The sequence below is a fragment of the Arthrobacter ginkgonis genome (assembly GCF_039540195.1).
Lineage (GTDB): Bacteria > Actinomycetota > Actinomycetes > Actinomycetales > Micrococcaceae > Zafaria > Zafaria ginkgonis.
Map to the genome: position 1 here is coordinate 22842 of NZ_BAABEO010000018.1, position 26622 is coordinate 49463.

21 protein-coding genes are annotated in these 26622 nt (G+C 72.2%); 7 read left to right on the forward strand and 14 right to left on the reverse strand.

Going from position 1 to position 26622, the window contains the following annotated elements; all coding sequences use genetic code 11:
• Positions 1-3: 3 nt before the first annotated feature.
• The gene (locus ABD912_RS13060) at positions 4-243 is read right to left on the reverse strand and encodes an acetyl-CoA carboxylase (RefSeq protein WP_345151363.1); all 240 of its coding nucleotides are present in this window, start codon (positions 241-243) and stop codon (positions 4-6) included.
• Positions 244-296: 53 nt separating this feature from the next.
• Positions 297-1076, reverse strand: coding sequence for a 5-oxoprolinase subunit PxpA (pxpA, locus tag ABD912_RS13065; RefSeq protein WP_345151364.1), 780 nt, complete (start codon positions 1074-1076; stop codon positions 297-299).
• A gap of 98 nt (positions 1077-1174) precedes the next feature.
• On the opposite strand from pxpA, the gene ABD912_RS13070 reads away from it, so the two are divergent.
• Positions 1175-2644: a PucR family transcriptional regulator gene (locus tag ABD912_RS13070; protein WP_345151365.1), complete on the forward strand. Its 1470-nt coding sequence runs from the start codon at positions 1175-1177 to the stop codon at positions 2642-2644.
• A gap of 196 nt (positions 2645-2840) precedes the next feature.
• Positions 2841-4172 carry a purine-cytosine permease family protein gene (locus ABD912_RS13075; RefSeq protein WP_345151366.1) on the forward strand — a complete coding sequence of 444 codons (1332 nt, stop codon included), beginning with the start codon at positions 2841-2843 and terminating at the stop codon, positions 4170-4172.
• Between the two features lie 43 nt (positions 4173-4215).
• On the opposite strand, the gene ABD912_RS13080 is transcribed toward ABD912_RS13075, so the two are convergent.
• The 4 genes from ABD912_RS13080 to dut are packed head-to-tail and all read right to left on the reverse strand — an operon-like array spanning position 4216 to position 6533.
• Complete coding sequence (locus tag ABD912_RS13080) at positions 4216-4992, reverse strand: DUF3159 domain-containing protein (protein WP_345151368.1); 777 nt, start codon at positions 4990-4992, stop codon at positions 4216-4218.
• The gene (locus ABD912_RS13085) at positions 4989-5333 is read right to left on the reverse strand and encodes a hypothetical protein (RefSeq protein ID WP_345151369.1); all 345 of its coding nucleotides are present in this window, start codon (positions 5331-5333) and stop codon (positions 4989-4991) included. Before ABD912_RS13085 ends, ABD912_RS13080 begins: the two co-directional genes overlap by 4 nt.
• A 5-nt stretch (positions 5334-5338) precedes the next feature.
• Positions 5339-6028, reverse strand: a complete 690-nt coding sequence (locus tag ABD912_RS13090; RefSeq protein ID WP_345151370.1) for a DUF3710 domain-containing protein — start codon at positions 6026-6028, stop codon at positions 5339-5341.
• 25 nt (positions 6029-6053) lie between these two features.
• Positions 6054-6533 carry a dUTP diphosphatase gene (gene dut / locus ABD912_RS13095; protein WP_345151371.1) on the reverse strand — a complete coding sequence of 160 codons (480 nt, stop codon included), beginning with the start codon at positions 6531-6533 and terminating at the stop codon, positions 6054-6056.
• Positions 6534-6644: 111 nt separating this feature from the next.
• Here dut and ABD912_RS13100 point away from each other — a divergent pair, with 111 nt between their 5' ends.
• Positions 6645-7145, forward strand: a complete 501-nt coding sequence (locus ABD912_RS13100) for a DUF3093 domain-containing protein (RefSeq protein ID WP_345151372.1) — start codon at positions 6645-6647, stop codon at positions 7143-7145.
• 82 nt (positions 7146-7227) lie between these two features.
• Here ABD912_RS13100 and ABD912_RS13105 read toward each other — a convergent pair whose 3' ends face one another.
• Positions 7228-7527, reverse strand: coding sequence for a DUF4193 domain-containing protein (locus tag ABD912_RS13105; protein ID WP_345151373.1), 300 nt, complete (start codon positions 7525-7527; stop codon positions 7228-7230).
• A 354-nt stretch (positions 7528-7881) separates the two neighbouring features.
• Here ABD912_RS13105 and sepH point away from each other — a divergent pair, with 354 nt between their 5' ends.
• Complete coding sequence (gene sepH / locus ABD912_RS13110; RefSeq protein ID WP_345151375.1) at positions 7882-9087, forward strand: septation protein SepH; 1206 nt, start codon at positions 7882-7884, stop codon at positions 9085-9087.
• A gap of 103 nt (positions 9088-9190) precedes the next feature.
• Here sepH and ABD912_RS13115 read toward each other — a convergent pair whose 3' ends face one another.
• The 3 genes from ABD912_RS13115 to ABD912_RS13125 form a co-directional block, all read right to left on the reverse strand.
• Positions 9191-10369: an alkaline phosphatase family protein gene (locus ABD912_RS13115; protein ID WP_345151376.1), complete on the reverse strand. Its 1179-nt coding sequence runs from the start codon at positions 10367-10369 to the stop codon at positions 9191-9193.
• Positions 10370-10372: 3 nt separating this feature from the next.
• Positions 10373-11035 (reverse strand): DUF5998 family protein, encoded by a 663-nt coding sequence (locus tag ABD912_RS13120; RefSeq protein WP_345151377.1) that lies wholly within the window; start codon positions 11033-11035, stop codon positions 10373-10375.
• A gap of 65 nt (positions 11036-11100) precedes the next feature.
• Positions 11101-13905: a bifunctional acetate--CoA ligase family protein/GNAT family N-acetyltransferase gene (locus tag ABD912_RS13125; protein ID WP_345151378.1), complete on the reverse strand. Its 2805-nt coding sequence runs from the start codon at positions 13903-13905 to the stop codon at positions 11101-11103.
• Positions 13906-14033: 128 nt separating this feature from the next.
• Here ABD912_RS13125 and ABD912_RS13130 point away from each other — a divergent pair, with 128 nt between their 5' ends.
• Positions 14034-16655, forward strand: a complete 2622-nt coding sequence (locus tag ABD912_RS13130) for a DNA gyrase/topoisomerase IV subunit A (protein WP_345151380.1) — start codon at positions 14034-14036, stop codon at positions 16653-16655.
• A 27-nt stretch (positions 16656-16682) separates the two neighbouring features.
• Here ABD912_RS13130 and cydC read toward each other — a convergent pair whose 3' ends face one another.
• Genes cydC through ABD912_RS13145 form a run of 3 tightly spaced genes read right to left on the reverse strand, consistent with a single transcriptional unit; the run spans position 16683 to position 22850 of the window.
• Entirely contained in the window at positions 16683-20159 is a 3477-nt protein-coding gene (cydC, locus tag ABD912_RS13135; protein WP_345151382.1) for a thiol reductant ABC exporter subunit CydC, read from the reverse strand.
• A 60-nt stretch (positions 20160-20219) separates the two neighbouring features.
• The gene (cydB, locus tag ABD912_RS13140) at positions 20220-21242 is read right to left on the reverse strand and encodes a cytochrome d ubiquinol oxidase subunit II (protein ID WP_345151384.1); all 1023 of its coding nucleotides are present in this window, start codon (positions 21240-21242) and stop codon (positions 20220-20222) included.
• 24 nt (positions 21243-21266) lie between these two features.
• Complete coding sequence (locus ABD912_RS13145) at positions 21267-22850, reverse strand: cytochrome ubiquinol oxidase subunit I (protein ID WP_345151386.1); 1584 nt, start codon at positions 22848-22850, stop codon at positions 21267-21269.
• Positions 22851-23087: 237 nt separating this feature from the next.
• On the opposite strand from ABD912_RS13145, the gene ABD912_RS13150 reads away from it, so the two are divergent.
• Complete coding sequence (locus ABD912_RS13150) at positions 23088-23462, forward strand: BlaI/MecI/CopY family transcriptional regulator (RefSeq protein ID WP_345151388.1); 375 nt, start codon at positions 23088-23090, stop codon at positions 23460-23462.
• 26 nt (positions 23463-23488) lie between these two features.
• Positions 23489-24430, forward strand: coding sequence for a M56 family metallopeptidase (locus ABD912_RS13155; RefSeq protein WP_345151389.1), 942 nt, complete (start codon positions 23489-23491; stop codon positions 24428-24430).
• Between the two features lie 51 nt (positions 24431-24481).
• Here the strand turns inward: ABD912_RS13155 and ABD912_RS13160 are convergent, their stop codons facing one another.
• Positions 24482-26584 carry a DNA gyrase/topoisomerase IV subunit B gene (locus ABD912_RS13160; protein ID WP_345151390.1) on the reverse strand — a complete coding sequence of 701 codons (2103 nt, stop codon included), beginning with the start codon at positions 26582-26584 and terminating at the stop codon, positions 24482-24484.
• Positions 26585-26622 lie beyond the last annotated feature (38 nt).

The following is a 26622-nucleotide window of genomic DNA, read 5'->3' on the forward strand; positions in this document are numbered from 1 at the left end:
CGCTCAGGCCTCGGTGATGGTGACGATGACGTCGCCCGGGTTGACCATCCCGGCGTCCTCGATGGCGAAGGAGGCCACGACGCCGGCGACGTCGGACTGCACCTCGGTGAACTGCTTCATGATCTCGACGATGCCCACGGTCTGGCCGGCGGTGACCGTGTCACCGACCTGCACGAACGGGTCCTTGCCCGGGCCGGGGCAGCGGTAGAACACGCCGGGGATCGGGGAAATGATGTCGGACATGGGGCGTACCTCTTTCGGTTCTGTTTGTTCGGATGGGTGGGGGCGGACGGGGGTCAGGCGCTGCGCGATTCGACGGCGCTGCGGGGTCCGACGGCGGCGCGCACCGCGGCGGCCACCTGGGGGGAGTTCGGGGCGTCGGAGTGGACGCAGATGCTGCTGAAGGAGATCTCCAGCTCGGTGCCGTCGGTCGCGAGCACCGGCTTGCCGCCCAATGCCCGGGTGACGCGCTCGGCCGCGGCCGCGGGGTCGGTGATCTCGGGACGGCGCTGGATGATCAGGGCGCCGTCGGCCGCGTAGTTCAGGTCCACGTACAGCTCGCCGATGAAGTCCACGCCGAGCCGCTCGCAGACACGCTGGTGGGCGGTGCCGGCCAGCCCGTAGAAGGGGACCCCGTACTGCCTGGCCACGCCGGCGGCCGCTGCCATGAGCTCCTCGTCGGCGGCGAGCATGCCGTAGAGGGAACCGTGGGGCTTGATGTGGTTCAGCTCCAGCCCGTACTTGCCGAGGAAGGCGGTCAGCGCGCCGGTCTGGTAGAGGATGATCGATTCGACCTCGGCGGCGCTCAACGCCATCCGGCGCCGGCCGAAGCCGACCAGGTCGGGAAGGCCCGGGTGGGAGCCGACGGCCACGCCATGCTCGGCGGCCAGGGCCACGGTCCGGTCCATCTCGTCGGGGTCGCCGGCGTGGTACCCGCAGGCGACGTTGGCAACATCGATCAGCTTCATCAGCTCGGCGTCGTTGCCGAAGCGGTGCAGCCCGATGCCCTCGCCCATGTCCGAGTTGACCAGAATCTTCGAGGCGGGTGTGGCCCCGCTTACGTCTGTGGATCGCATGGTTGAAACGGTATCCCCCGTCACACCGCAATGTAATTGTGCAATATGCTGAATCTCGAAGGACAAATAATGAAGACTGCACGAAAAGGAAGCGGGCCATGCGCGTCCTGGACCTCCTCGACGACCCCGAACTGGGGCTTGTCCCCCATGTCACCGGCGACCCCGGACGGCTCGAGCGGCAGGTGACCTGGTGCGCGCCGACCGAGCACATGGATCCCACCCCGTTCCTGACCGGCAACGCGCTGGTGCTCACCACCGCCATGGGGCTGAACTTCCGCGACCACCGCACCTGGGACGCCTACGTGGAGCGGCTGTGCGCGGTGCCGATCTCCGGGCTGGTGGTCGGCCTGGGAGTGGCGCACCAGCAGATGCCCGAAGGGCTCGTGGCGGCCTGCAGGCAGCACAACCTGCCGCTGCTGGAACTGCCGGGAGCGATCCCGTTCGTGGCCCTGATCCGCGCGGTATGGCAGCGGCTGGGCGCCGAGCGGTTCGCGGAGGTCCGCTCCGGCTGGGACCTCGCCGACGAGTGCACCCGACTGGCGGCCGGGGGCGCCTCCCTCAAGGCGGTGCTCGAGCGCATCGGCGCGGCGGTCGATGCCCGCGTGACGATCCTGGATTCCGGCGGCTACGCCCTGGTGAGCGCGGGGACGCCGGGGGATTCCCCGTCCCGCACCCGGCTGGCGCTGCCGGCCGGGAACACCAACCGGTTCCGCCTGCTGATCGAGGGGATGGACCAGACCACCGTGGTGCAGCCGCTGCTGGGCCCGGTGGCGGCCGTGCTGGCGATGCAGTTGGCCCACACCCTGGGCTCGGGCTCGCCGCTGCACTCGCAAGAGGCCGCCCGCTTCATCGAGGCGCTCTACCGGCGCGATGCGTTCAGCGAGCGGGCGCTGGCCCTCCTGGCCCGGGAGACCGGGTTCGACGACGGGCCCGGGTGGGGCGCGGTGGTGATCGCCTCCACCGCGCCGTCCGCCGGGGCGGCGACGCCGGACCCGTCCGTGTTGCGGGCCAGCGCCTGGCGGACGCGGGTGAGCCTGGGCGGGATCTACGCCACGGTGCGCTTCATGGAGGAGGGCGGGCGCACCACGATCGTGCTGCAGCACCCGCACGACGCGGACGAGTTGCTGGCCCAGGTGCGCCGCTGGCTCTCCGACTCCCCCCAGTGGTCCGTGACCGTGGCCACCGCCACGGACCTGGACGAGCTGTCCCTGATGCTGCGCATGGCCCGGCGCCGCCGCGAGCCCGGCGTGCACCAGGCCCCGCGGATGGATTTGTTCTCGGTGGTCGACGGGCTGCCCAGCAGCGGGCTGGAGGCCATGGCCGCGAGGCTGCTGGGGCCGCTGCGCGAGGAGTCCGCCGGGTCGCTGGTCGAGACGCTGCGCGCGTACCTGCACCACAGCGGCAACACGCGGGCCGTGTGCGAGGAGCTGTTCATCCACCGCAACACGCTCAGCTACCGGCTGCGCCGGATCGAGGAGCTGCTCGGCGCCGACCTCTCCGACGGCCGGCTGCGCGCCACCTTGCTGCTGGCGCTGGCGATCACCGAACCCGGGGGCACGCCCGGGTAGCCGGGCCCCGGGAAGCACAAGGCCTTGTGCAGGCTGCACGGCGGCGGGGCGGCTTTCTGTCCAACCGGCGCATGTTCGGGGTGTGACCGATTTCACTAGGCTCAACGCTCGGGCCCACAGCCCCGCTCCCGTTTCCCGGCCGTCCCCCGGCCCCGGGAGCGCCGACATTCCCCGCATTCTGCCCCAGGAGCCTGCCGTGCCCTACTCGAACCTTGTCCTGCCGCGCTCCGCGCGGGTCCCCCGCTGGTCGCTGAGCATGGCCTGGTGGGCCCTGTTCTCGGCGATGTTCTGGATCTACGTCGCCGTCGCCTCCGCCCAGGCGGTCGGCACGGCCAACACCGTCATCGGCATGGTGCTCACCGTGGCCAGCTACGGGCTGATCAACCTGGTGCTCTCCCGCTACGCCGCGCGGACCGGGCTCACGGTGGCGCTGCTCTCGCGCACCCTCTTCGGGGTCGTGGGCTCCGCCCTGGCCTCCCTGATCTTCGCCGCCACGGCCATCTATTACGCGGTCTTCGAGGGCTCGATCATCGCGGTGGCGCTGCAGAAGTTCTTCGGCGGCGAGATGCTCATCTGGTACGCCGTGGTGGTCGTCTACGCGCTGCCGCTGGTGGCCGGCGGGGTGCAGAACTGGCTGGACAAGCTCAACGGGTGGCTGCTGCCGCTGTACGTCGCCGGACTCGTCGCCGTCGTCGTCGCCGCCACCGTGCACCGCGGAGTGCCCACGGCGCTGCCGGCCGCACCCGTCGGCCTGGCCGTGCCCGGCTGGCTGACCTCCTACTTCATCTACATGGGCGTGTGGATCATGATGATGTACACGTTCGACTACGCCCGGATGGGCCGCGAGGAGGACCAGCGCTTCCACGGGACCTTCACGTTCGGCTGGGTCTTCTACTTCTTCACCTTCATGGTCAACGGCCTGGTCGGCATCTACATCATGAGCGCCTGGGGCTACGAGGGCACCGAGACCGGCGTCGTGGACGCGTTCCTGTCCTCGCTGGGAGTCTTCGGGCTGCTCGTCATCCTGATCTCGCAGACCCGGATCAACACCGCGAACTACTTCCTGGCCTCCTCCAACCTGGAGGCGTTCGCCCAGCGGGTGTTCGGGCTGGGCCTGCCGCGCTGGGTCTGGGTGATCGCCTGCGGAGGGATCGCCTACCTGCTCATGCTCACCGACGTGCTCTCCTACCTGCTCAAGGCGCTGGCCTGGCAGGGGGTCTTCGTCACCGCCTGGGTCGCGATCGCACTCGTACACATCTTCCTCACCCGGCGGGACCGGGAAGAGGTCCCGGAGATCCGCCGCGAACGGCTGGGCGCCTTCAGCCCCGGGGCCCTGGCCTGGGTGGGTGCCTCCGCGCTGGGGATCCTCGCCACCGAACAGGCGGCCTGGCCGCTGGTGAGCCAGTTCGCGCCGCTGGCCACCGTGCTCGTGGCTGGCGGCGGCTACGCCGCGGCCTACCGCTGGCGGCGGCCGCCGACCATGGCCCTGGACGAGGACATCCGCCTCGACGCCGAACTCGTGGGCTGACCCGCGGGCCTCATCAGTACGCCTGGGGCCCGCGGCGCGGGTCCTAGGCCGGGGGCTCGTCCGCGGCCCCGGCGACCGGGCGGGAGATCAGCCAGGCCAGCCACAGTCCCATCGCGTACAGCGGCAGGCCCATCACCAGCCGGGCGGCGCCGAGCGCCTGGACCTGGTCGGCGAAGTACAGCGGCAGCTGCACGGCCAGGCGCAGCGCGAACACGGCAATGATCGCCCAGGTCGCTGCGGCGTAGGCGCGCTGGCGGCGGCGGTCCTCGCGCCAGTGGGTGCCCTCGCCGCGGATGAATCCGAAGACCAGGCCCATGAACGGCCAGCGCACCGCGATCGAGAGCAGCAGCGCCGCGCCGTAGGCGGCGTTCGTGTAGAAGCCGGGGACGTAGTAGTCCTTCGCCTCCCCCGTGGTGCGGGCAACGAAGGCGCAGACGACGACGCCGGCCAGGCCGGCCAGCGCCTGCGTCAGCGGCGTGCGCTGGGCGAGCCGGGCCACGGTGAAGGCGGCGGCAACGGCAACGGCGGCCACCAGCGAGGGGTTCAGGGCCTGGGTGACGGTGAAGACGCCCAGGAACACCACGCCGGGAACGATCGCCTCCACCAGCCCGCGCACGCCGCCGACCGTCCTGAGGACATCGACCTGTCCGTCCTCGGTGCGGTGGAATCCCGCCGCGGCGCGGCGGGCCAGGTCCTCGGCGCCGCCGTGTCCCTCGCTGCCTTGCGCCGAACCGTCCCGCCCCGTGCTGTCCTGCCCCGCGTTGTCCTGTCCCGTGTTGTCCGGCCCCGGATCCCCGCTCGCGTGGGGTCGATCGCTCATGCCTGGGTCTCCGGTTCGTCGGTTTCTGGAAGGATTTCGTAGCGCGGGTTGAAGATGGTGGGGATTCCGTCCACGGGGGCCACGGTTCCCGCGAAGCGCAGCCGGGTGCCGGCGACGACGCCGGGCACGCGGCGCTGGCCGAGCCAGACCAGCCGCACGCGCGGGACCGGCCGGCGCCGCCCGCCCGGCGGGGCCGGGGCGTCGACGACGCTTGCCGCGTAGGCGGGAGCCTGGCTGGCCGGCAGGATCTTGATGTTCTCCACGTACCCGACAGCGCGGATCCGGCCGCGCGGGGGCATCACGTCCAGCGATGGACAGTCGATCGGGGGGCCTTCAGGCACCGCGCTCAGCCGATCTCGGCGATCTCCGGGCCGCGCTCCGGGGCGGCCAGGGGATCCCCGGCGGGTTCCTCGCGACGGGCCACGGCGCCGGAGGGCACGGTCAGCGGCAGCAGCTCCGCCGGCGGCATCGGCTTGTCCCCGCGTACCACGACCAGCCGGGCGATGCAGTCCTCCAGGCGCTTGGCCGCGGCCGCGTCCAGGGTGGCCGGGCCGCCGACGACGCCGCGCAGGAACCAGCGCGGGCCGTCGATGCCGATGAAGCGGGCCACCATGTACCCGGCGGTGCCGTCGGGCGCCTGGGAGGGAACGCGGGCGATGAGCTCCTCGCCGAAGCGGCCGGGAACCCGTTCGGTCTTCCCGCCCTGCTCGGCGATCGAGTTGGCGATCTGCGTGGAGATGCCCGGCCAGAGGTCCTCGGACTTGGACGCCGCAAAGACCTGCAGCTGCAGGCGGGAGCCGTCCAGTTCCAGCGCCACGGCGATGACCCGCTTGCTGCGGTCCTCCACCTCGAGGCGCAGCTGCATGCCCTCGACGGGTTCGATCAGCAGCGCGCCCAGGTCGACGTAGCCGGTGCGGTCGGTGACGTCGTCCGCGTCGTAGGGCCCCTCGCCCTGCGGCGTGCGGGCCTCGTCCGCGATGGGGGTTTCCGCGGCCGCCTCGGCGGGCGCGGTGGACTTGCGGCGCTTGAAAATCATCGGTTTCTCCTTGCGGAACGGGCCGTCAGAGGACGGTGGGGGCGGTGGCGAAGCCGCCGGTGGAGCCGAAGCCGCCGGCCCCGCGGACCGAATCAGGCAGCTCGTCCACGGGCACGAAGCGGGCGGTTTCCACCCGCTGGATGACCAGCTGGGCGATCCGGTCGCCCCGGCGCAGCACAATGGGCTCGGTCGCGTCGGTGTTGAGCAGCGTCACGCAGATTTCGCCGCGGTAGCCGGCGTCGACCGTTCCGGGGGCGTTGACCACGGTCAGGCCGTGGCGCACGGCCAGGCCCGAGCGCGGGTGCACCAGTCCGACGTACCCGAACGGCAGGGCCAGCGAGACGCCGGTCGGCACCAGGGCGCGTTCTCCCGGGGCCAGCGTGACGTCCTCGCGGGCGCGCAGGTCGGCGCCGGCGTCGCCGGGCTGCGCGTAGCTGGGCGGTTCCAGTCCGGGATCGAGCATCTTCAGCTGGACGTCCAACGTGGCGTGGTGCTGCTCAGACATGTGCGTGGGGTTCTCCAAAGCGATCGCGGACGGACTTGCCACAACTCTAGCCGCCGAAGCTGGGAGGCCCCAACGTGAAAACGCCGGCCCGCACCCCATAAGCTGGGAGGCATGCCCGAACCGCAGCCCCTTTCCGACCCCTCCCCGCTCTTCCAGGAACGCCTCTGGCCGGCCTGGTGGATCTGGCCCATCGTGCTGGGGACCGGCGCCGCCGGGTTTGTCGCGCTGGCACCGATCAGCATTCCCGCCGGCCTCGCCAGCGGCATCGTCGTGGCGGCCGCGCTGGCGGTGGCGCTGCTGGTGAACAGCCCCGCCATCACCGTCACCGCGGACACCCTGCGCGTGGGGCGCGCCTCGATCGAGCGCCGTTACGTCGGCGCCGTTGACGCGCACCGCGGCGAGGCCGCCACGTACCAGCGCGGCCGGGGCCTCAACGGCACCGCCTACCTGTGCCTGCGCGGATGGATCGACCCGGTGGTGCGGATCCGGATCACCGACGAGCACGACGCCACCCCGTACTGGCTCGCCTCCACGCGCCGCCCGGAGGAGCTGTCGGCGGTCCTGGGCGGCAAGGCGGAGGCCGCCAGCGAGGCTCCCGCGGCTCAGGCCTAGCGTCCCCAACACACGCAAAACGACGGCGGGGCCGCACCTTTCCATGGAAAGGTGCGGCCCCGCCGTCGTTTTGCGTGTGGGCCTAGCCCTCGCAGTCCTTGCAGTAGAACAGCCCGTTCTTCTCCCTGGCCACCTGCGAACGGTGGCGAACCAGGAAGCAGTTGGCGCAGGTGAACTCGTCGGCCTGGGCCGGGAGCACCCGAACCAGCAGTTCCTCGCCGGACAGGTCGGCACCGGGCAGCTCGTAGCTGTCCGCGGCTTCCGCCTCATCCTCGTCAACGACGGCGGACTGCTTGTCGGAGCGCCGGCCCTTCAGCTCCTCGAGGGAATCCTCGCTAAGCTCATCTTCATTCTTCCGCGGCGCATCGTAGTCGGTCGCCATAGTCTCTCAATCACGCTCCGGTGGTAGCTGCTGTTTGTTCCGGGCAAGTCGACCCCGGTCGGTTTGCGTCCGGGCGGCCTGAATATTTCCCAAGGATGCGGCGGCCTGCGCTGCGGGCGCAGCGGGTGCCTCCGAAACCCTTCGACGTTCAACGCCGAGGCGGGCCGTTTTGTGCCCGTGACGCACAGATTGTTCACCATGGGCGTGAAAAAATCCAATCCTTTCTTCCCTCTGTGGCGCCCGTCTCCCCCGCCGGACGGACCGATCCGCGCCACACCAAGCAATGCCGTAGGAAATCGGCGGCCGGGATGGCAGAGTCTCCACCAGTACAAGACGGACGTGGTGGAGGGAATCATGCGGCAACTCCGGCTGGTGGGTGTCCACGAGGATGGCGAGCAGCTGCTGTTGAGCGGCGAGGACGGCGTCAGCTTTGCGCTGCGCATCGACGAAGCGCTGCGCTCCGCGGTGGTCCGTCCGATCGGCCGTCCCGCTGCCGGACAGCCGGCCCAGCACCTCTCTCCGCGCGAAATCCAGGCCCGCATCCGTGCCGGCGCAACGGCCGAGGAGGTCTCCGCCACGTCCGGGGTGCCGCTGGCCAACGTGCTGCGCTACGAGGGCCCGGTGCGGGCCGAGCGCGAATTCGTGGCCGAGCAGGCCCGCGCCGTCGAGGTCAGCGGCCCGCAGGGGCACGAGGGCTACCGTGCCGCGTTCGGCGAGGAGCCGGCGAACCTCGGGGAGATGGTGGCCTACCGGCTGCGGTCCTTCGGAGTGGAGCCGGCCGCCATCGAATGGGACGCCTGGCGTGCCGCCGACGGGACCTGGGAGGTGGTGGCGGCCTTCACGCTCTCCGCGGAGGACAGCCGGACCAACATCGGCGAGGAGCCGCCAGCCCGCTGGACCTATCATCCGGCGCGCAAGGCGTTGCAGAACCGCAACCGCTGGGCCCAGGTGCTCAGCGAGCTGGAGCCGCTGGACCTGCCGCTCTCCGGACGCCGGCTGACCGCCGTGGCCGACCGCCCCTTCGACTTCGAAGTGGACGCCGACGAGGAAGCCCTTCAGGTGCCGGGCCTGGACCCCGAGGAACTCCTTGAGGTCCTGCGGGCGCGCCGGGGCCAGCGTCTGGGCACCGATGAGGAGGCCGACGACGCGCTGGCGATGCTGCTGGCCCAGGGCGGCATCCCGGCGGCGCATCCGCGCGGGGGCTCCGAGGAGGATTACCCCGAGGAAGGGGCCCGCTTCGGCTTCGTCCCCACGGACCCGGAGGGCGCGGAAACGACGGACCCTGCCTTGATGGACCCTGCGTTGATGGACCTGGCCGCCGCCGAGCTGGACGACGACGGACTCCCCCACCTGTATGACGGGGTAAGCACCCGCACCAGCGAATTCACCGTGCTGCCGGGGCTGCGCGCGGTCCCCCCGCACGTGGACGACGAACTGCTCGACGAGCTCGCGGAAAACGGCCCCCAGGCCGACCAGGATCCGCAGCCGCGCAAACCGCGGGTCAAGCGGTCCTCCGTCCCCAGCTGGGACGAGATCGTTTTCGGCCGCAAGCAAGACTAGCGGCCGAGGGCCCCGCCCCGAGCGAAGCGAGGGAAGAGAGCGGCCAGGGGTCCCCGCGCGCGAAGCGTGTGGGGCAGGCCGCGAACGAGGAGGCCGACTACAGCTAGCGCGGCAGCGCGAGCGTCAGCAGCGGGACCTCGCGTTCGGCGCGGGTCATCGACCCGTGCTGGCCGACCATCTCGAACGCCTGCGGGGCGGCCCGGCGCCCGTCGTAGAGGGCGATCTCCGCGGAGGCGAGCACCAGCAGGTCGCCGATGCGGGCCTTGATGTCCGGATCGGTCCTGCCGAAGAGGCCGTGGGCGATCGCCTCGTCGCGGGTCAGGACCCAAGCGCGGGTGCCGAATTCGGCCTTCCAGCGCTCGGCGACCCGGGCACGCACCTGGGGCCCGGCGTCGGGCGCGAAGTGCAGCTGCACCGCACGGGGCTCCCCCGCCGTCAGTTCGATGCCCTCCAGCAGCTCCGGCATGGTGGAGTAGTCGATCCGCTGGCGCTCGGCGACATCCACCATGCCGTGGTCGGCGGTGAGCAGCAGCAGCGTGCCGGCGGGCAGGCGGCCGGCCAGCGTGCGCATGGCCGCGTCGAGCTCCTCGAGCTGCTCGCCCCATTGGCGCGAGCCGGCGCCGTAGCGGTGCCCCACCTTGTCGAGCTCGTTCCAGTACAGGTACATCAGCACCTTCTCGTGGCGCGGCAGGATCTCCTGCGCCGCGCGCACGCGGGCCTGCGGGGTCTGCGCGCCAACGAACTCCCCGCCGCGCAGCGCGGCGGCGGTCAGCGAGGAGCCTTCGAACTGCGGCAGGGAGACCGTGGCGACGTGCACGTGCTCCTGGGCGCGTTCGAACACCGTGGGATGGGGCTGCCAGGCTGCGGGGTCCAGGTCCTCGGGCCAGCCGCCGAGCATGTTCACCACGCGGCGCTCCCGCGGGTCCACGGCGTCGTAGCCGACGATCCCGTGCATGCCCGGGGGCAGGCCGGTGCCGAGCGAGGCGATCGACGCCGCCGTCGTGGTCGGGAACGCGGCCGAGAGCGTGCGCGAGCCCGCCGACATGCGGCGCAGGAACGGGGCGTGCCCGCCGCGCGACTTCAGCAGCGACTTGCCGAGCCCGTCGACCATGACCACGCAGATGCGGCGGGCGGCGGGCAGGCCCAGCGAGTTTTCGAAGCCGGGGACGCCGAGCACCGCGGCGGCGCTGGGCAGCAGTTCGGCCAGGGTCCCGCTGCCGTAGGACGGGGCGGCGGGCAGCGGCTGGGCGTTCGGCCGGGCGGGACGGACGGTCGCGGCCACCGGTCAGCCCTGGTGGTGCCCGCGGATGAAGCGGGGGGCCACGCGTGCCGGACGGGTTTCGGGCTGCCAGCGCGGCTCGGCCGGGTTTCCGGTGCTGAGCTTGCGCAGGGCGCGGGCGAAGTGGCGGGCGTCGTCGACGGCCTGCATCCCGTCGGCCTCGGCGCTGATGCGCAGCACCAGGTCCTCCTGCTGCAGGGTGCCGGTGTAGCCGTGGTCGGAGTCGCACTGCGGGTCGGCGCACCCGGCCGGGGCCAGGTCCATGCGCTGTCCCCCGGACCAGGCGATGCCGAGGCTGACCTCGCGGACCTTGTCGGTGGAGCGGTAATTCTGCGGCTGGTGGTACATGTAGCTGAGCACCACGGAGCCGATCCGGGCGACCGGCACGGTTTCGGTGGAGACCTGCGCCATCATGTCCTCGCCGATTTCGTCCAGCTGCTGGTCGTCCACGTGGGCGATCACCAGCGCGTCGGTGGTGAGCACCAGCGCGGTGACATGCCGGTGGACCTCGGTGCGGTCGAAGTGCGTTTCGAGGTGGATCAGGTGGGCCAGCGGCTCGCGCCCGTCGAGGGCGTCCTCAAGGACGTCCGCCACGAGGCGGGGATAGAATCCCGCCCGGTCGAGTGCACTGTGGAGGTCGCGGCCGGTGGCCGAGGCGCGGGAGATCATGCCTCCAGTCTACCGACGCCCGGGACCGCGGGCCGCCGCACGGCCGCGTGCGTCGGCCCGAACCCCTATGCGGCCCCCGGAACGGGGCCGCCCCAGGCGGACATGGCCCGCCGGGCGCTGTCCGTGCGGACCTCGGGGTTTCCGAGCCTGACGTCGGCGGAGAGCACCGTGATCCCGTCGCCGGAGACCATCACCGGATTGAACTCCAGCAGCGCGACCTCCGGGTGGTGGTCCTTGAGCGTGGCGACCCGGTTGATCAGGTCCTCGAGCGCGGCGATGTCCACCGCGGGCAGTCCCTGGTAGCCGAACAGCTTGCGGGCGGCGCGCGGGGAGCGCACCAGTTCGGCCAGGTCCGTGGTGGACAGCGGCGGGATCGCGTGGGCCCAGTCACCGAGCAGGTTCACCGCGTCCCCGGCCAGGCCGAAGGAGAGCAGCGGACCCAGCAGCGGGTCCTCGAGTCCGCGGACCACGCACCCCTGCCCGGAGGGGGCCATGGCCTGGACCTCCAGCCCCTCGGCTCCGGCGGCGGCCAGCATCTGGCGCATGTGGCGGATGTTTCCGCGCAGCGCGGCCTCGTCGATGATGTTCAGCCGCACCCCGCCCAGGTCCAGGCGGTGGCGCAGGTGCTGGTCGGTGGTCTTCAGCGCCACCGGCCACCCGAGCCGCTCGGCGGCGGCGACCGCCTGGTCCTCGGTCTCGAACGGCACCGACTCCAACACGCGGATGCCGTAGCAGGCCAGCAGTTCGGCGGCGCCGGCCGCATCCAGGGTGAGCAGCTCGGCCCCGCTGATGCGCGCCAGGTGGGCGTCGACCAGGTCCTCCGCGCGGTCCTTGTCGATGCCGGCCGGTTCCACCGTTTCGCCGAAGTCGCGCCGGCGCCACTGCGCGTAGCGCACGACGGCGGCCAGGGCGGCGACCGCGTTGCCCGGGCTCGAGTAGGCCGGCACTGCCGCATCGATACGGGGGCCGGATGCCCCGGTTCCGGGATCGGCGGTTCCGGACTGAGAGATTCCGGGCGCCGCTGTTTCGGGATCGGCGGTTCCGGGTTCGGTGTCGACCCGGAAGAGTCCCTCGGTGGGGACGGAGGCGTCGAGGATGCCGGCGAACACGGCCAGGACCGGCTTGCCCGCCCGCGTCCCGCAGCGGCCCACCGCGTCGGCGAGCGCCTCGACGGTGGTGCCGCGGGCCGGGAGCAGGATCACGACGGCGGAGTGGACATCGGGGCGGGCGAGGACCTCGTCCAGCAGCGCGCCCAGCCGGGGCAGCGCCCGGGACTGGCCGTCCTCCAGGTCCAGCCCGGTCTCCAGCGCGGCGACGGCGAGGCCATTGCGTTCGGCGTTGTCCGCCAGCACGCGGCCGAGCGCGGCTGAATTGGCGACCAGGCCCACGCCGCGGCCGGCCGGCAGCGGCTGGCTGGCCACGATCTGGGCTACGTCCATCAGTTCCTCGTTGGTCGCGACGCGGATGACTCCGGATTGCTGCAGCATCGCGTCCACCGCCTCGCGCGGAGCCTGGGTGGTGCGCACCGCGTGGCCCGGCGGCAGGCGCAGGCCGGTGACATCGGACTTGGCGACGATGACCGGCTTGTTGCGGGCCAGCCGGCGGGCGATGCGGGAGAACTTGCGCGGGTTGCCGAAGGATTCCAGGTACAGGCCGATCGCAGAGGTGGCGGGGTCATCCTCCCAGAACTGCATGGCGTCGTTGCCGGAGACGTCGGCGCGGTTGCCGGCGGAGACGACGCTGGAGACCCCGAGGTTGCGCCGGCTGCAGGCGGCGTAGAGCAGCACCCCGATCGCGGCGGACTGGCTGAACAGGCCCAGGGTCCCGCGCTGGGGCATGCCGGGGGCGACGGAGGCGTTGAGGCTGACCGCGGGATCGGTGTTGATCAGGCCCAGCGAGGCGGGGCCGATCACCCGCATGCCGTTGGCGCGGGCGGCGCGGACCAGTTCGCGCTGGCGGGCCAGTCCGTCGCCGCCGTCGGAGAAGCCCCCGGTGATCACCAGCAGGCCCTTGACGCCGGCCGCTGCGCAGTCGGCGACGACGCCGGGGATCTCCTCCTTGGGCACGGCCAGGACCGCCAGGTCAACCGGGCCGGGCACCTCGGCCAGCGTGGCGTAGGAGCGCATCCCGGCGACCTCGAGGGCCTCGGTGTTGACCCCGTAGACGGCCCCGGTGAAGCCGCCCTCGAGGATGCCGGTGAGCACGGTGTTGCCGATGCTCCCCCAGGCACGGCTCGCCCCGATGACGGCGACCGAGCGCGGGGCCAGCAGGTCCGCGAGGCTGCGGGCCTCGGCTCGGTGCTCGCGCGATTCCATTACGGCGCGGGAGCGGTCGGTGGGGTCGATGGCGAACTCGACCATCACCACGCCGTCGTCGAAGTGCCGGCGGACCTCGTAGCCGGCCTCGGCGAAAACGGTCAGCATCTTGCGGTTCTCCGGCAGCACCTCGGCGCTGAAGCGTTCGACCCCGCGCTCGCGGGCGGCGGCGGCGAGGTGTTCGAGCAGGATCGAACCGACGCCCATCCCCTGGTACTGGTCCGAGATGTTGAAGGCGACCTCCGCCTCTTCCGGATCCTCGAGCCGGTCGTAGCGGCCGACGCCGACGATCGCGCCGCTGCGTTCGACGACGAGCGCCACCCGGTCCACGTGGTCGACCTCCGTGAAGCGCTTGAGCTCCTTCGGGGTCAGCCGGGACTTGTAGGTGAAGTAGCGCAGGTAGATCGAGGTCTCCGACTGGCCGGCGTGGAAACGCTCCAGCGCCGGGGCGTCCTGGGGCCGGATCGGGCGCAGGTGCGCCGTCGAACCGTCCCGCAGCACGACATCTGCCTCCCAGCGGGCCGGATATTCGCCCCGAACGCGTCCATCCACCATAGGCTTAGCCTAACGGCCTCCCGGCTTCGCCGACCGCCCCTCCGTTCCCGGGCGGCGCGGCGCGGCCCACCAGGCCCGTCCATCCGCCGGATGGACGACAACGAATTTTCGAGGACCCGATACCAAGCATGGCCCGCAGGCAGAACACCCCGCCCCCCGCAGACTTCACGGAAAACATCGTCGACATCGACGTGACCAACGAGATGGAAGAGTCGTTCCTGGAGTACGCGTACTCCGTGATCTACTCGCGTGCGCTGCCCGATGCCCGTGACGGGCTGAAGCCGGTGCAGCGGCGCATCCTGTACATGATGACCGAGATGGGACTGCGCCCGGACCGGGGCCACGTCAAGAGCGCCCGCGTGGTCGGCGAGGTGATGGGCAAGCTGCACCCGCACGGCGATACGGCCATCTACGACGCGATGGTGCGCCTGGCCCAGGACTTCTCGCTGCGGCTGCCGTTGATCGACGGCCACGGCAACTTCGGTTCGCTCGACGACGGCCCCGCCGCCCCCCGCTACACCGAGGCCCGCATGGCCGCCCCGGCGGTGGCCATGACCGACAACCTCGGCGAGGACGTCGTCGACTTCGTCCCGAACTACGACAACCAGCTCCTTCAGCCGGACGTGCTGCCCGCCGCGTTCCCCAACCTCTTGGTCAACGGCACCACGGGCATCGCCGTGGGCATGGCCACCAACATGGCCCCGCACAACCTCGGCGAGGTCGTCGCCGCGGCCCGGCACCTGGTCGCCAACCCGGACGCCACGCTCGAGGACATCATGGGCTTCGTGCCCGGGCCGGACCTGCCCACCGGCGGCACGATCGTGGGGCTGGACGGGATCCGCGACGCCTACGCCACGGGGCGCGGGTCCTTCAAGACCCGGGCGAAGGTGGCGCTGGAGCAGATCAGCGCCCGCCGCAGCGGCCTGGTGGTGACCGAGCTGCCCTACATGGTCGGCCCCGAAAAGGTCATCGAGAAGATCAAGGACGCGGCGAACTCCAAGAAGCTGCAGGGCATCGCCGACGTGGTGGACCTCACGGACCGCAAGAACGGCCTGCGCCTGGTGATCGAGCTGAAGAACGGCTTCAACCCGAACGCGGTCCTGCAGCAGCTCTACAAGCTGACCCCGCTGGAGGATTCCTTCGGCATCAACAACGTGGCGCTGGTGGAGGGCCAGCCGCGGACGCTGGGCCTGCTGGAGCTGCTGCGGGTGTACGTGGGCCACCGCCTCGACGTCGTGCGCCGGCGCACCGCCTACCGGCTGGGCCGGAAGAAGGACCGGCTGCACCTGGTCGAGGGCCTGCTGATCGCCATCGTCGACATCGACGAGGTCATCCAGATCATCCGCAACTCGGACGAGTCGGCGGCCGCGCGGGAGCGCCTGATGCAGGTCTTCGACCTCACCGAGATCCAGGCCAACCACATCCTGGAGTTGCGCCTGCGCCAGCTGACCCGCTTCTCCCGGATCGAGCTGGAGAAGGAGCAGGAGCAGCTGCGGCAGGACATCGCCGAGCTCGAGTCGATCCTGGGCTCGGACACGCTGCTGCGCCAGCTCGTGTCGTCGGAGCTGGCGGAGGTCGCCGAGCGCTTCGCGACCCCGCGCCGGACCGTGCTGCTGAAGGCGGACGGGGCCGCCCCCCTGAAGGGCACCGTCATGCCGGCGCCGGAGGGCAACGGCGCCAAGGCGCCGCTGGCGCTGGAGATCGCCGACGATCCGTGCTGGGTGCTGCTCTCCGCCTCCGGGCAGCTGGCCCGCACCGCCACGCGCGACCCCCTGTCCGACGCCGGGGCGCGCGTCAAGCACGACGTCCTGGTGTCCGTGGTGCCCACCAGCGCGCGCGGCGAGATCGGTGCGGTCACCTCCGCCGGGCGCATGCTGCGCCTGCAGGTCGTGGACATGCCGTTGCTGGCTCCCGCCTCCGGCTTCCCGCTGCTGGCCGGCGGGGTGGCGGCCGGCGAATTCGTCCAGCTGGCCAAGGGCGAGACGGTCGTGGGCATGGTGCCGCTGGACGCCGTCTTCGCGCTGGGCACCGCGCAGGGCATCGTCAAGCGCGTGGCCCCGGACTATCCGCTGAACCGCGACGAGTGGGAGGCCATCACGCTCAAGCCCGGAGACAGGGTGCTGCACGCGGCGGTGGCTCCCGACGGGACCGATCTGGTGTTCGTCTCCGCCCAGGCGCAGCTGCTGCGCTACGCGGCCTCCGTGGTGCGTCCGCAGGGCCGCACGGCGGGCGGCATGGCCGGCATCAAGCTGGCCGCCGGCGACGAGGCGATCTCCTTCGGGGTGACGGCCGCGGAGGACCCGGACGCCGTGGTGGTCACCATCGCCACCGGCGCGGAGACCCTCACCGGCACGGCCGCGGGCACCGTCAAGGTGACCCCGCTCTCCGAGTACCCGGCCAAGGGGCGGGCCACCGGCGGCGTGCGCGCCCACCGCTTCCTCAAGGGCGAAGAGAAGCTCACCCTGGCCTGGGCCGGCCACGGCCCGGCCAAGGCGGCGTCCGCCGCCGGCGTCGCCCGGGCCCTGCCGACCGAGCACGGCCGGCGCGACGGGTCCGGCGTGCCGCTGGCGCAGTCCGTCGCCGCCGTCGGTCCGGCCCTTGGGGCCCCGGCCCTGCCCGCGGCCCCCTCCGCCGCCCCGAAGGCGTCCGCGCCCCAGGCCGCCCGGGTGGCGCCGGATCCGGAGACCGAGGCCAAGCCGTTCAGCCTGGCCGCCGACACCACTTCCGGCGACGGGACGCTCTTCGACTGAGGTTCCCCGCGGCGCCCGTGAGCCGGTTCAGCTCACGGGCGCCGCGGTCGCCTGGCCGGACAGGTGCAGCACGGCGTCGGCGCGCTCGGCGAGGCGTTCGTCGTGGGTCACCAGCACCACGGCCCGGTCCGCGAGGGCGGCCCGCAGGTCCTCGACCAGGTCAACGGCCTCGTCCTCGCCCAGGTGGGCCGTCGGCTCGTCCAGCAGCACCACCCGGGCGCGGGCAACCAGGGCCCGGGCCACCGCGACGCGCTGGCGCTGGCCCCCGGAGAGCTTGTGGCCTCCCGGGCCGATCCGCGCGGCCAGGCCCTCCGGGAGCGTCCCGAACCAGGGACCCAGGCCCACGGCCCGGAGCGCGTCCGCCATCTCCCGCTCCGTGGCGGGGTCCTCCGCGGGCCGGCCCAGGCCCAGGTTGGCCGCCAGGGAGGAGTCGAAGAGGTGCGCCTCCTGGGGGCACCAGGCGATCTGGGCGGCCAGCGCCGCTCCCCGCGCCCGGTTCCCCGGCGCCCACGGATCGACCGTCCCGTTTCCGTCCGGGTCGGCACCCTCCAGCAGTTCCAGCGTCCCCGCGCGCGGGCGCAGGACGCCCAGCAGCGCGGCCAGCACGGTGGACTTGCCGGCGCCCGAGGGCCCGGACACGGCCAGCCAGCGCCCGGGCAGGACCTCCGCGTCGACCGGCCCCACGACGTCGGGCCCGCCACACCAGCCCAGCGTCGCCCCACGCAGCCGCATCCCGCCCAGCGCTTCGCCGTCCGCCGGGACGTCGTCCCCGGCGGCCAGCGGGGTGTCCTCGTCCGCGGTCCCCAGCAGGTCCCCGACCCGGCGCAGCCGGTCCTGGAGGACCGGCAGTTCGCGGACGGATTCGGCCACGGATCCGAAGGGCTCGGCCAGCGCAAGCAGCAGCAGGGCCGCAACCGCGGCCATCTCCCCCGCCATCGGTCCGGACGGGACCAGGGCGACCGCCCCCACGGCGGCGGCGCCGGTGATGAGGGCGGTGGCGGCCTGGCCCGCGCCGGAGCCTCGGGCGGCACGGCGCAGCGGCACGGAAGCGCGGGCGTCCGCGGCGCGGAAGCGGCGCAGGACTTCCGCCCCGGCGCCGTTGGCGGCCAGGTCGGGGGCGGCGGCGAAGAGGCCGGCGACGCGTTCGGTCAGCCACGAGCGCTGCGCGGCGGCCGCGACCCCGGCGCGGCGTTCCACGCGCAGCACCAGCAGCGGCAGCGCCAGGAAGCCGAGCGCCCCCGCGGCCAGGGCGGCCGGAAGCGCGGCCGGTGCCACCCAGTGGATGGCGAGCGCCGTGGCGGCCCACGCGAGCAGTGCGGCCGGGAGCGGCACGACGGCGCGCGGGGCGGCGTCGCGGACCTCGTCGATGTCGCCGACCAGGTGCCCCAGGGCGGCGCCGCCGCGGGCCAGCCGGCCCCATTGGGAGGGCCGGCACGCCAGGGCGTCCCACACCCGCGTCCGCAGGTCGGTGGACCAGCGGAACACCGCGTCGTGGACGGCGAGCCGTTCGACGTAGCGCAGCAGGGCGCGGCCGATCCCGAAGAAGCGCACCCCGACGATCGCGACCATCAGGTGCAGCACCGGCGGCTGGTGGCTGGCGGAGACGATCAGCCAGCCCGACACCCCGGACAGGCCCGCCGCGGCCAGCGCCGCGGCGGCGGCGAACAGCACCCCCCGAAGCAGCCCGCCGCTGCGCAGGCCGCCGGTGAGCCATGGCAGGGCGGCCAGCACGGAGCGCAGGGACCCGGAGCCCGGCGATCCGGCGGAACCGTCCGCGGCGGGCACGGCGGTCCCGCCGGCACTGGCGGACCGTTCGCCGTCGGACACGGCAGGCACGGTGCTCTCGGTGGAGTCGGCGTTGGTGGGGTCCTCCAGCATCCGGGCCAGCGCCGAGTCGTGGCTGGAGGCGAGCACGGCCACCCGGCCGCGCACCGCGGCCAGGGCCTGCCGCACCGCCTGCGCGGAGACCGGGTCCAGGTGGGCGGTGGGTTCGTCGGCGAGCAGCAGGTCCACGGCCGGGTCGGTGGCGACCACCACCAGGGCGCGGGCGACGGCGGCCCGGCGCAGTTCGCCGGGGCTGCAGTCCGCGATCCGCGCCTGCGCCAGGTGGGCGCCGTTCACCCGCTCCAGCGCGGAGGCGATCGCCGCGGCCGTCTCCCCGGCACCGCCGGCCGTATGGGGTGCGCCGCAGGCCGCCGCGTACAGCGCGAGCTCTTCCCCCACGGTGGCCTCGGAGAAGGCAGGGTGCTGGGGGATCCAAGCGGTGCGGGAGCCGGGGCGGCGGCGCACCGTGCCGGCCACCGTGGCCCGGGAGGCGGCGTCCATCCGCTCCGGGTCCAGCTGGCCCGCCACGGCGCGCAGGATGCTCGTCTTGCCGGTGCCGCTGGGGGTGGACAGCACGGCCGCGGCTCCGGCGGGAAGCGCCAGCGAGAACCCGGCGACGGCGGGGGCGGGCGAGCCCGCGTAGCGCACCTCCAGGTCCTCCACCATCAACGCCAAGGTGCCCGATTCTCCGGTGCCCGCGTCCCCGACTCCATCATGTCCAGCGCCGGAGGCCTCCAGGATCCGGCGGGTGCGGTGCAGGGCCTCGACGCCGTCCTCGGCGGCGTGGAAGGCGGAGCCGACCTCGCGCAGCGGCATGAAGCACTCCGGGGCCAGCATCAGCACCAGCAGGCCCGGAGCGAGGGCCATGTCCCCGTGGACCAGGCGCAGGCCGATGAAGACGGCCACCACGGCCACCGAGATGGTGGCGATCAGTTCCAGGGCCAGTCCGGAGACGAAGGCCGTGCGGAGCGTGCCCAGCGTGCCGGCGCGGTAGGCCTCGGAGACGTCGCGCAGGGCACGGCGGCGCTGGCCCGCGCGGCGCAGCCCCACCAGCGCGGGCAGGCCCCGGGCCAGTTCGACGAGGTGGTTGGAGAGCCGGTCCAGCCCGGCGGCGGCCTGGGCCACGCGCTCCTCGGTGTGCTTTCCGATCAGGACCATAAACACCGGCACCAGCGGCACGGTGAGCACGATCACCAGCGCGCTGACCCAGTCCGCGAAGAGGATCCGCAGGCCCACGGCCGCCGGCACGACGGCGGCGGAAACCAGGGCGGGCAGGTAGGTCGCGTAGTGGTTGTCGAGCGCGTCCAGGCCGCGGCTGGCCAGCGCGGCCACCGCTCCGAGCCCCTCGGGCCCGCCGCCGCCCCTGCCCGGTCCGCCCTTCAGCCGGCCCTCCAGCGCGGCCGCCAGCAGCTCCCCGCGCAGGCGTTCCTTGGCGCCCAGCGCCGCCCGGCGGGCGAGCGTCTTGGTGCCCCAGGCCGCCACGGAGCGCAGCACCGCGCCGGCCAGGCCAAGGGCCAGCAGCCGGGTGGTGTCCGCGGCGCCGCCCGCCGCCAGCTGGGCGACCGCGGTGGCGATCGCCTCCGCGATCAGCACCAGGGCGACGGCCTTGAGCGCGGCCAGCGCGGCGAGTCCGGCAAGGGATGCGCGGCCGGCGCGGTCGGCGGGGAGCTCGGGTTTCACGGGTGGTGTCCTCCCTGGGCGGAGCCGGGTGGGTGGGGGCCGGGTTCGTGGGGGCCGGAATCAGACGACCGGGCCCACGGCGTGGGGCTCGGGGATGTTCCGCTCGGTGAGGCGGCGGCGGAAGACCCAGTAGGTCCAGGCCTGGTAGGCCAGGACCATCGGCACGCCGAACGCGGCCACGATGCTCATCAGCCGCAGCGTGTACGGCGAGGAGGAGGCGTTGGCCACGGTCAGGTTGAAGGCGGCGTCCAGGGTGGAGGGCAAAACGTTCGGGTACACGGCCAGGAAGATGGCGGCGACCCCGAGGACCAGGAACAGCCCCAGGGCGATGAAGGTCCGCCCCTCGTGGTGGGCGCGGGCGGCCGCCCAGGCCCAGCCGGCGGCCAGCACCGCGGCGGCCAGCAGCAGCCAGGGCAGCGTCTTGCCGTTGCCGGCGGCGACCAGCAGGGCCCAGGCAGCCATCGGCAGCAGCGCCACGGGCAGCCAGCGCGCCAGCAGCCGGCGGGCCCGCACGCGGGTCTCTCCGTCGGTCTTCAGGGCCAGGAAGGCCAGCGCGTGGACCAGGGCGAACAGGACCACGGCCAGGCCGCCGAGCACCGCGTACCCGTTGAACCAGGCGAAGGGCCCGCCCACGCGGTCCCCGTTCGCGTTCAGCGGCAGTCCGGTGGTGGTCAGGGCCAGCATCGCCCCGACGCCGAAGGCGGCGACGAAGGAGCCGAGCGCGATCGCCCAGTCCCAGAGGTCGCGGGAGGACTGCCGGTGGGCCTTGCCGCGATATTCGAAGGCCACGGCCCGGAAAATCAGAGCCAGCAGCACCAGCACCAGCGGCAGGTAGAGGGCGGAGAAGAGGGAGGCGTACCAGTGGGGGAACGCGGCAAACGTCGCGCCGCCGGCGGTCAGCAGCCAGACCTCGTTGCCGTCCCAGACCGGGCCGACGGTGTTCAGCAGCACGCGGCGCTGGCGCTCGTTGCGGGCCATGAGCTTCATGAGCATGCCCACGCCCAGGTCGAAGCCCTCCAGGAACAGGTAGCCGACCCACAGCACGGCGATCAGCACGAACCACAGGTTGGGGAGAAAATCCATCGTCAGTCCTTTCGATCCGGTCCGTCAGTAGGCGAAGGCGAGCACGTCGCCGTCGTCCTTGCCGCCGGGGGCGCCGTCGTCGTGCGCCGCGAGTTCGGGCATGGCCGCCGGGACGCCGCCGCGGATGTACCGCGTCAGCATGGTCACCTCGACCACCAGCAGGACCGCGTACACCGTGGTCAGCGCGATCGTGGAGAAGAGCAGCTCGCCCGCGCTTACCCCCGGGGACACGGCCGCGGCCGTGAACATAAAGACCTGGTCGATGCCGTCGAAGGTCGGGTTGGGGGCCACGACGAAGGGCTGGCGGCCCATCTCGGTGAAGATCCAGCCGGCCGAGTTGGCCGCGAAGGGGGCCAGGATGCCGAGCACGGCCAGCCGCGAGATCCACTTGTTGTCCGGAACCGTGCCCTTGCGCGTCATCCACAGCGCCACCAGCGCGGCGAACGCGGCCAGGCCGCCGAAGGTGATCATCAGGCGGAAGCCCCAGTAGGTGACCTCCATCAGCGGCAGGTAGTTGATCTCCTCGCCGGCCCGCTCCCCGTACATGGGGTCGTCCGGCAAGTGCGTTCCGTACTTCTCCTGGTACTCGGGCAGCAGCGTGTTCACGCCCTTGACCTCGGTGGTGAAGTTGCCGTTGGCCAGGTAGGACAGCAGGCCGGGGATCTCGTACACGCCCACGACGTCGTCGCAGGTGGTGGCGCCGTCGGCGTTCAGGCTGCCCAGCGACAGCACGGAGAAGCCGGTGCCGTCGTGGCAGGCGGCCTCCGCGGCGGCCATCTTCATCGGCTGCTGCTCGAACATCAGCTGCGCCTGGTGGTGGCCGCTCAGCGCCACCCCGGCGAAGGACACCATCGCCACGACCGCGCCGATGCGCAGGGACTTGATCCAGACCAGGTAATCGGTCCGGTCGCGGCCCTTGCCGTGCCGGGGATCCTCGCCGACGACGACGCGGCCCTGCGCGTCCACGGTGTCGATGCCCCGGGCGCGGCGGCGGTACAGGTGGTACCAGGCCAGGCCCAGCAGGAAGCCGCCGGCCACGGAGAACGCTCCGAAGATGGTGTGGGGGAACGTCACGAGCGCGGTGTTGTTGGTGAACACCGCCCAGGCGTCCGTCATCACGGCCCGGCCGTCAATGAGTTCGACGCCCACCGGGTGCTGCATCCACGAGTTGGCCACCAGGATGAAGTAGGCCGAGAGGATCGAGGCCAGCGAGGCCATCCAGATGCAGCCCAGGTGGAGGATCCGGGGCAGCCTGCCCCAGCCGAAGATCCACAGGCCCAGGAAGATGGATTCGACGAAGAAGGCCAGCAGCGCCTCCATGGCCAGCGGCGCGCCGAACACGTCCCCGACGAAGCGGCTGTATTCGCTCCAGGCCATGCCGAACTGGAACTCCTGGACGATGCCGGTGGCCACGCCCATGATGAAGTTGATCAGGAACAGCTTGCCCCAGAACTTGGTCATGCGGAGGTATTCCTCGCGGCCGGTGCGGTGCCACACGGTTTGGAGCACGGCGACGGTCAGGCCCAGGCCGATCGTCAGCGGCACCATCAGGAAGTGGTACACGGTGGTGATGCCGAACTGCCAGCGGGCAATCTCAAGCGGATCCAAACGAGTCCTCCCAAAGGGGGCGGGGCCTGCGGGCCCGGACTTTCTTTTCTACAGGCCGTAGAACACCAAGAAGTCTACCTCCTCGGGCCGAGGTCTTCTACCAGCTGTAGAAAAGCTTCTACCGCTGGTAGAAAATTGGACCAAAGCGCGGTACATTTGATATGGAACCCGGCGGGTCGCTCCGCGAACGCCGCCGGTTCCTCCGCACCACTGTTGGAACACCATAAGGAAGTCCCTTTGGCCACTCTCGGCGAACTCGAACGCACTGTCATGGAACTGCTCTGGGACGGTCCCGATGCGCTGACCGCAAACGACCTGCGCGATCGCCTGGCCCAGGCGGAAGGCGAAGCCGGCAAGGAACTGGCCGTCACCACGGTGCTGACCGTCCTGGCCCGCCTCGAGAAGAAGCACCTGGTCACGCGCGAGCGCAGCAACCGGCCGCACCGCTACCGTCCGGTCATGAGCCGCGAGGAACACACCGTCGACCTCATGAACGAGGCCCTGGGCACCGTGCTGGACCGCGAGGCCGTGCTGACCCGATTCATCGGCGGCATTTCCGCCGACGAGGCCCAGGCGCTGCGGCGCATCCTCAACGACCCGCAGTCGGCCTAGCCGGCGGACGGGGACCGCCCGCCCTCGTGCTCACCGCCTCCTACCTGCTCGCGGCGCTCGCCGTCGTGCTGGCCTGGCCAGCCCCGGTGGCGCTCTCGCGCGCCCGCTGGACGGCGCGCTCCCCCTTCACCGCCCTGGTCCTGTGGCAGGCGATCGCCCTGGCCGGCGGCCTGTCGATGATCGGGGCGATGCTCGTCTGGGGGCTGGCGCCGCTGGGCGACAGCCTCCTGGAGGCCCTCGGCGGGCTGTGGCGGGTCATCTTCGGACTGCCCGGCGCCGCCGGGCTCGGGATCGTCCACGTGTTCGCGCTCAGCGCCGCCGCCCTCCTCGGGGCGCACCTGGTCTTCACCCTGCTGATCACCGCGGCCAAGGTCACCCGCCAGCGGGTCCGCCACCGGCGCCTGCTGAACCTGCTCAGCGACCCGTCCCCCTCGGACCCGAAAACCGTGGTGCTCGAGCACGAGATCCCGGTGGCCTACTGCCTGCCCGGCTTCACCGAACCGGTCACGGTGCTCTCCCGCGGGCTGGTCGATGCCCTCGATGCCGAGGGGCTGCGCGCGGTGCTCGCCCACGAACGCGCCCACCTGGAACAGCACCACGACCTGCTGGTGCTCGCCTTCGAATCCTGGCACCAGGCCCTGCCCTGGCTGCCCACCTCGCGGCTGGCCCGGCTCGCCGTGCAGGACCTGATCGAGATGCTCGCCGACGACGCGGCCCTGGAGCAGGTCAGCGCCCCCGTGCTGCTGCGGTCGCTGCTCACCGCCGCCACCGGCACGGCCGAGGCGCTCTCGACCCCGGGCAGCGTGGCCGCGGCCCCCACCGAGGAGCTGTCCTCGCGGCGCCTCAAGCGCCTGCTCTCCCCCGGCGACGCGCTGCCGGCGCCGGTGCGCGCCGGCGTGCTGTGCGTGGCGCTGCTGCTGCTGTGCATCCCGACGCTGCTGCTGGTCGCGCCCGGCCTGATCGGCTGAACTGGCTGCTCGGCTGAGAGGGCCGCTCGGCAACGGGCCGGGCGCGGCGCCCTAGGCGTCGATGCGCTCGCGGTCCAGAAGTTCGGCACCGCTGACGATGAACTCCTTGCGCGGGGCCACGTCGCTGCCCATGAGGAGGTCGAAGATCCGCTCGGCATGCTCGGCGTCGGCGATGTTCACCCGGCGCAGCGTCCGGTGGCGCGGGTCCATGGTGGTTTCCGCCAACTGTTCGGCGTCCATTTCGCCCAGGCCCTTGTAGCGCTGGATGGGCTCCTTGTACTTGCGGCCGGTGTCTTCCAGGTCCTTCAGGACCCGGCGCAGTTCCGCCTCGGAATAGGTGTAGACCATCTCGTTGGCCTTGGCGCCGGGGTTGACGACCTCGACGCGGTGCAGCGGGGGCACGGCGGCGTAGACGCGGCCGGCCTCGACCATCGGCCGCATGTAGCGGAAGAAGAGGGTCAGCAGCAGGGTCCGGATGTGGGCGCCGTCGACGTCGGCGTCGGTCATCAGGATGACCTTCCCGTAGCGGGCCGCGGACAGGTCGAAGCTGCGCCCGGAGCCGGCGCCGACCACCTGGATCAGGGCGGCGCATTCGGCGTTGGAGAGCATGTCCCCCACCGAGGCCTTCTGCACGTTCAGGATCTTGCCGCGGATCGGCAGCAGCGCCTGGAAGTCGGAGGAACGGGCCAGCTTGGCGGTGCCGAGCGCGGAGTCGCCCTCGACGATGAACAGTTCGGACCGCGCCACGTCGTCGCTGCGGCAGTCGGCCAGCTTGGTGGGCAGCGAGGAGGTCTCCAGGGCGTTCTTGCGGCGCTGGGTCTCCTTGTGCACGCGCGCCGAAACGCGCGACTTCATCTCGCTGACCACCTTTTCCAGCAGCAGGGCCGACTGGGCCTTGTCGCCGCGGGCCGCGGAGTTGAGCCGGGCGGTGAGCTCCTTCTCCACGACGCGGGCGACGATCTGGCGCACCGCCGAGGTGCCGAGGATCTCCTTGGTCTGGCCCTCGAACTGGGGCTCGGCCAGGCGCACGGTCAGCACGGCGGTCAGGCCGGCCGTCACGTCGTCCTTCTCGAGCTTGTCGCTGCCGGCCTTGAGCTTGCGCGCATTCGCCTCGACGACCTTCCGGAAGGTCTTGAGCAGCGCCTGCTCGAATCCGGTCTGGTGGGTGCCCCCCTTGGGGGTGGAGATGATGTTGACGAAGCTGCGCAGGCTGGTCTCGTAGCCGATGCCCCAGCGCAGGGCGATGTCCACCTCGCAGACGCGCTCGACGTCGGTGATGCGGCTGCGTCCGTGCTCGTCCAGCACCGGCACGGACTCCTTGAACGTTCCGGAGCCGTGGATCCGCCAGATGTCGGTGACCGCGGAGTCGGAGGCGAGGAAGTCCACGAACTCGGAGATGCCGCCGTCGTGCTGGAAGACCTCCTCGAAGGGCCCGTTCTCGCCGGGGGTTCCCGGCAGGCCGCGCTCGTCGCGCAGGACGATGCGCAATCCCGGGACCAGGAAGGAGGTCTGGCGAGCGCGCTTCTGCAGCTCCTCGTAGGAGAACTTGGCGTCCGGGGTGAAGATCTGGCGGTCCGCCCAGTAGCGGATGCGCGTGCCCGTCACGCCGCGTTTGGCCTTGCCAACCACCTCCAGCGCCGAGCTGTCCAGGAACGGCTCGAAGTCCGCATCCGGCGCCGGGCGGCCGCCGACGAAACGGCCCGGCTCGCCGTGGCGGAAGCTCATGCCGTACGTCTTGCCGCCGCGGTCCACCTGCACGTCCAGGCGGGCGGAGAGGGCGTTGACGACAGAGGCGCCGACGCCGTGCAGGCCGCCGGAAGCGGTGTAGGAACCGCCGCCGAACTTGCCGCCGGCGTGCAGCTTGGTGAAGACCACCTCGACGCCGGTCAGGCCCGTCTTGGGTTCGGTGTCCACGGGGATGCCGCGGCCGTCGTCGTGGATCTCCACCGACCCGTCCGGGTGCAGGATGACATTGATGTTCTGCCCGAAGCCCGCCAGCGCCTCGTCGACGGAGTTGTCGATGATCTCCCACAGGCAGTGCATGAGCCCGCGCGAGTCCGTGGAGCCGATGTACATGCCCGGGCGCTTGCGCACGGCCTCGAGTCCTTCGAGGACGGACAGGTGCCGGGCGGTGTAGTCAGAACTCGGTGCCACGGATGATGCACTCCTTGGGGAAAGGGGGTGGGGAACCA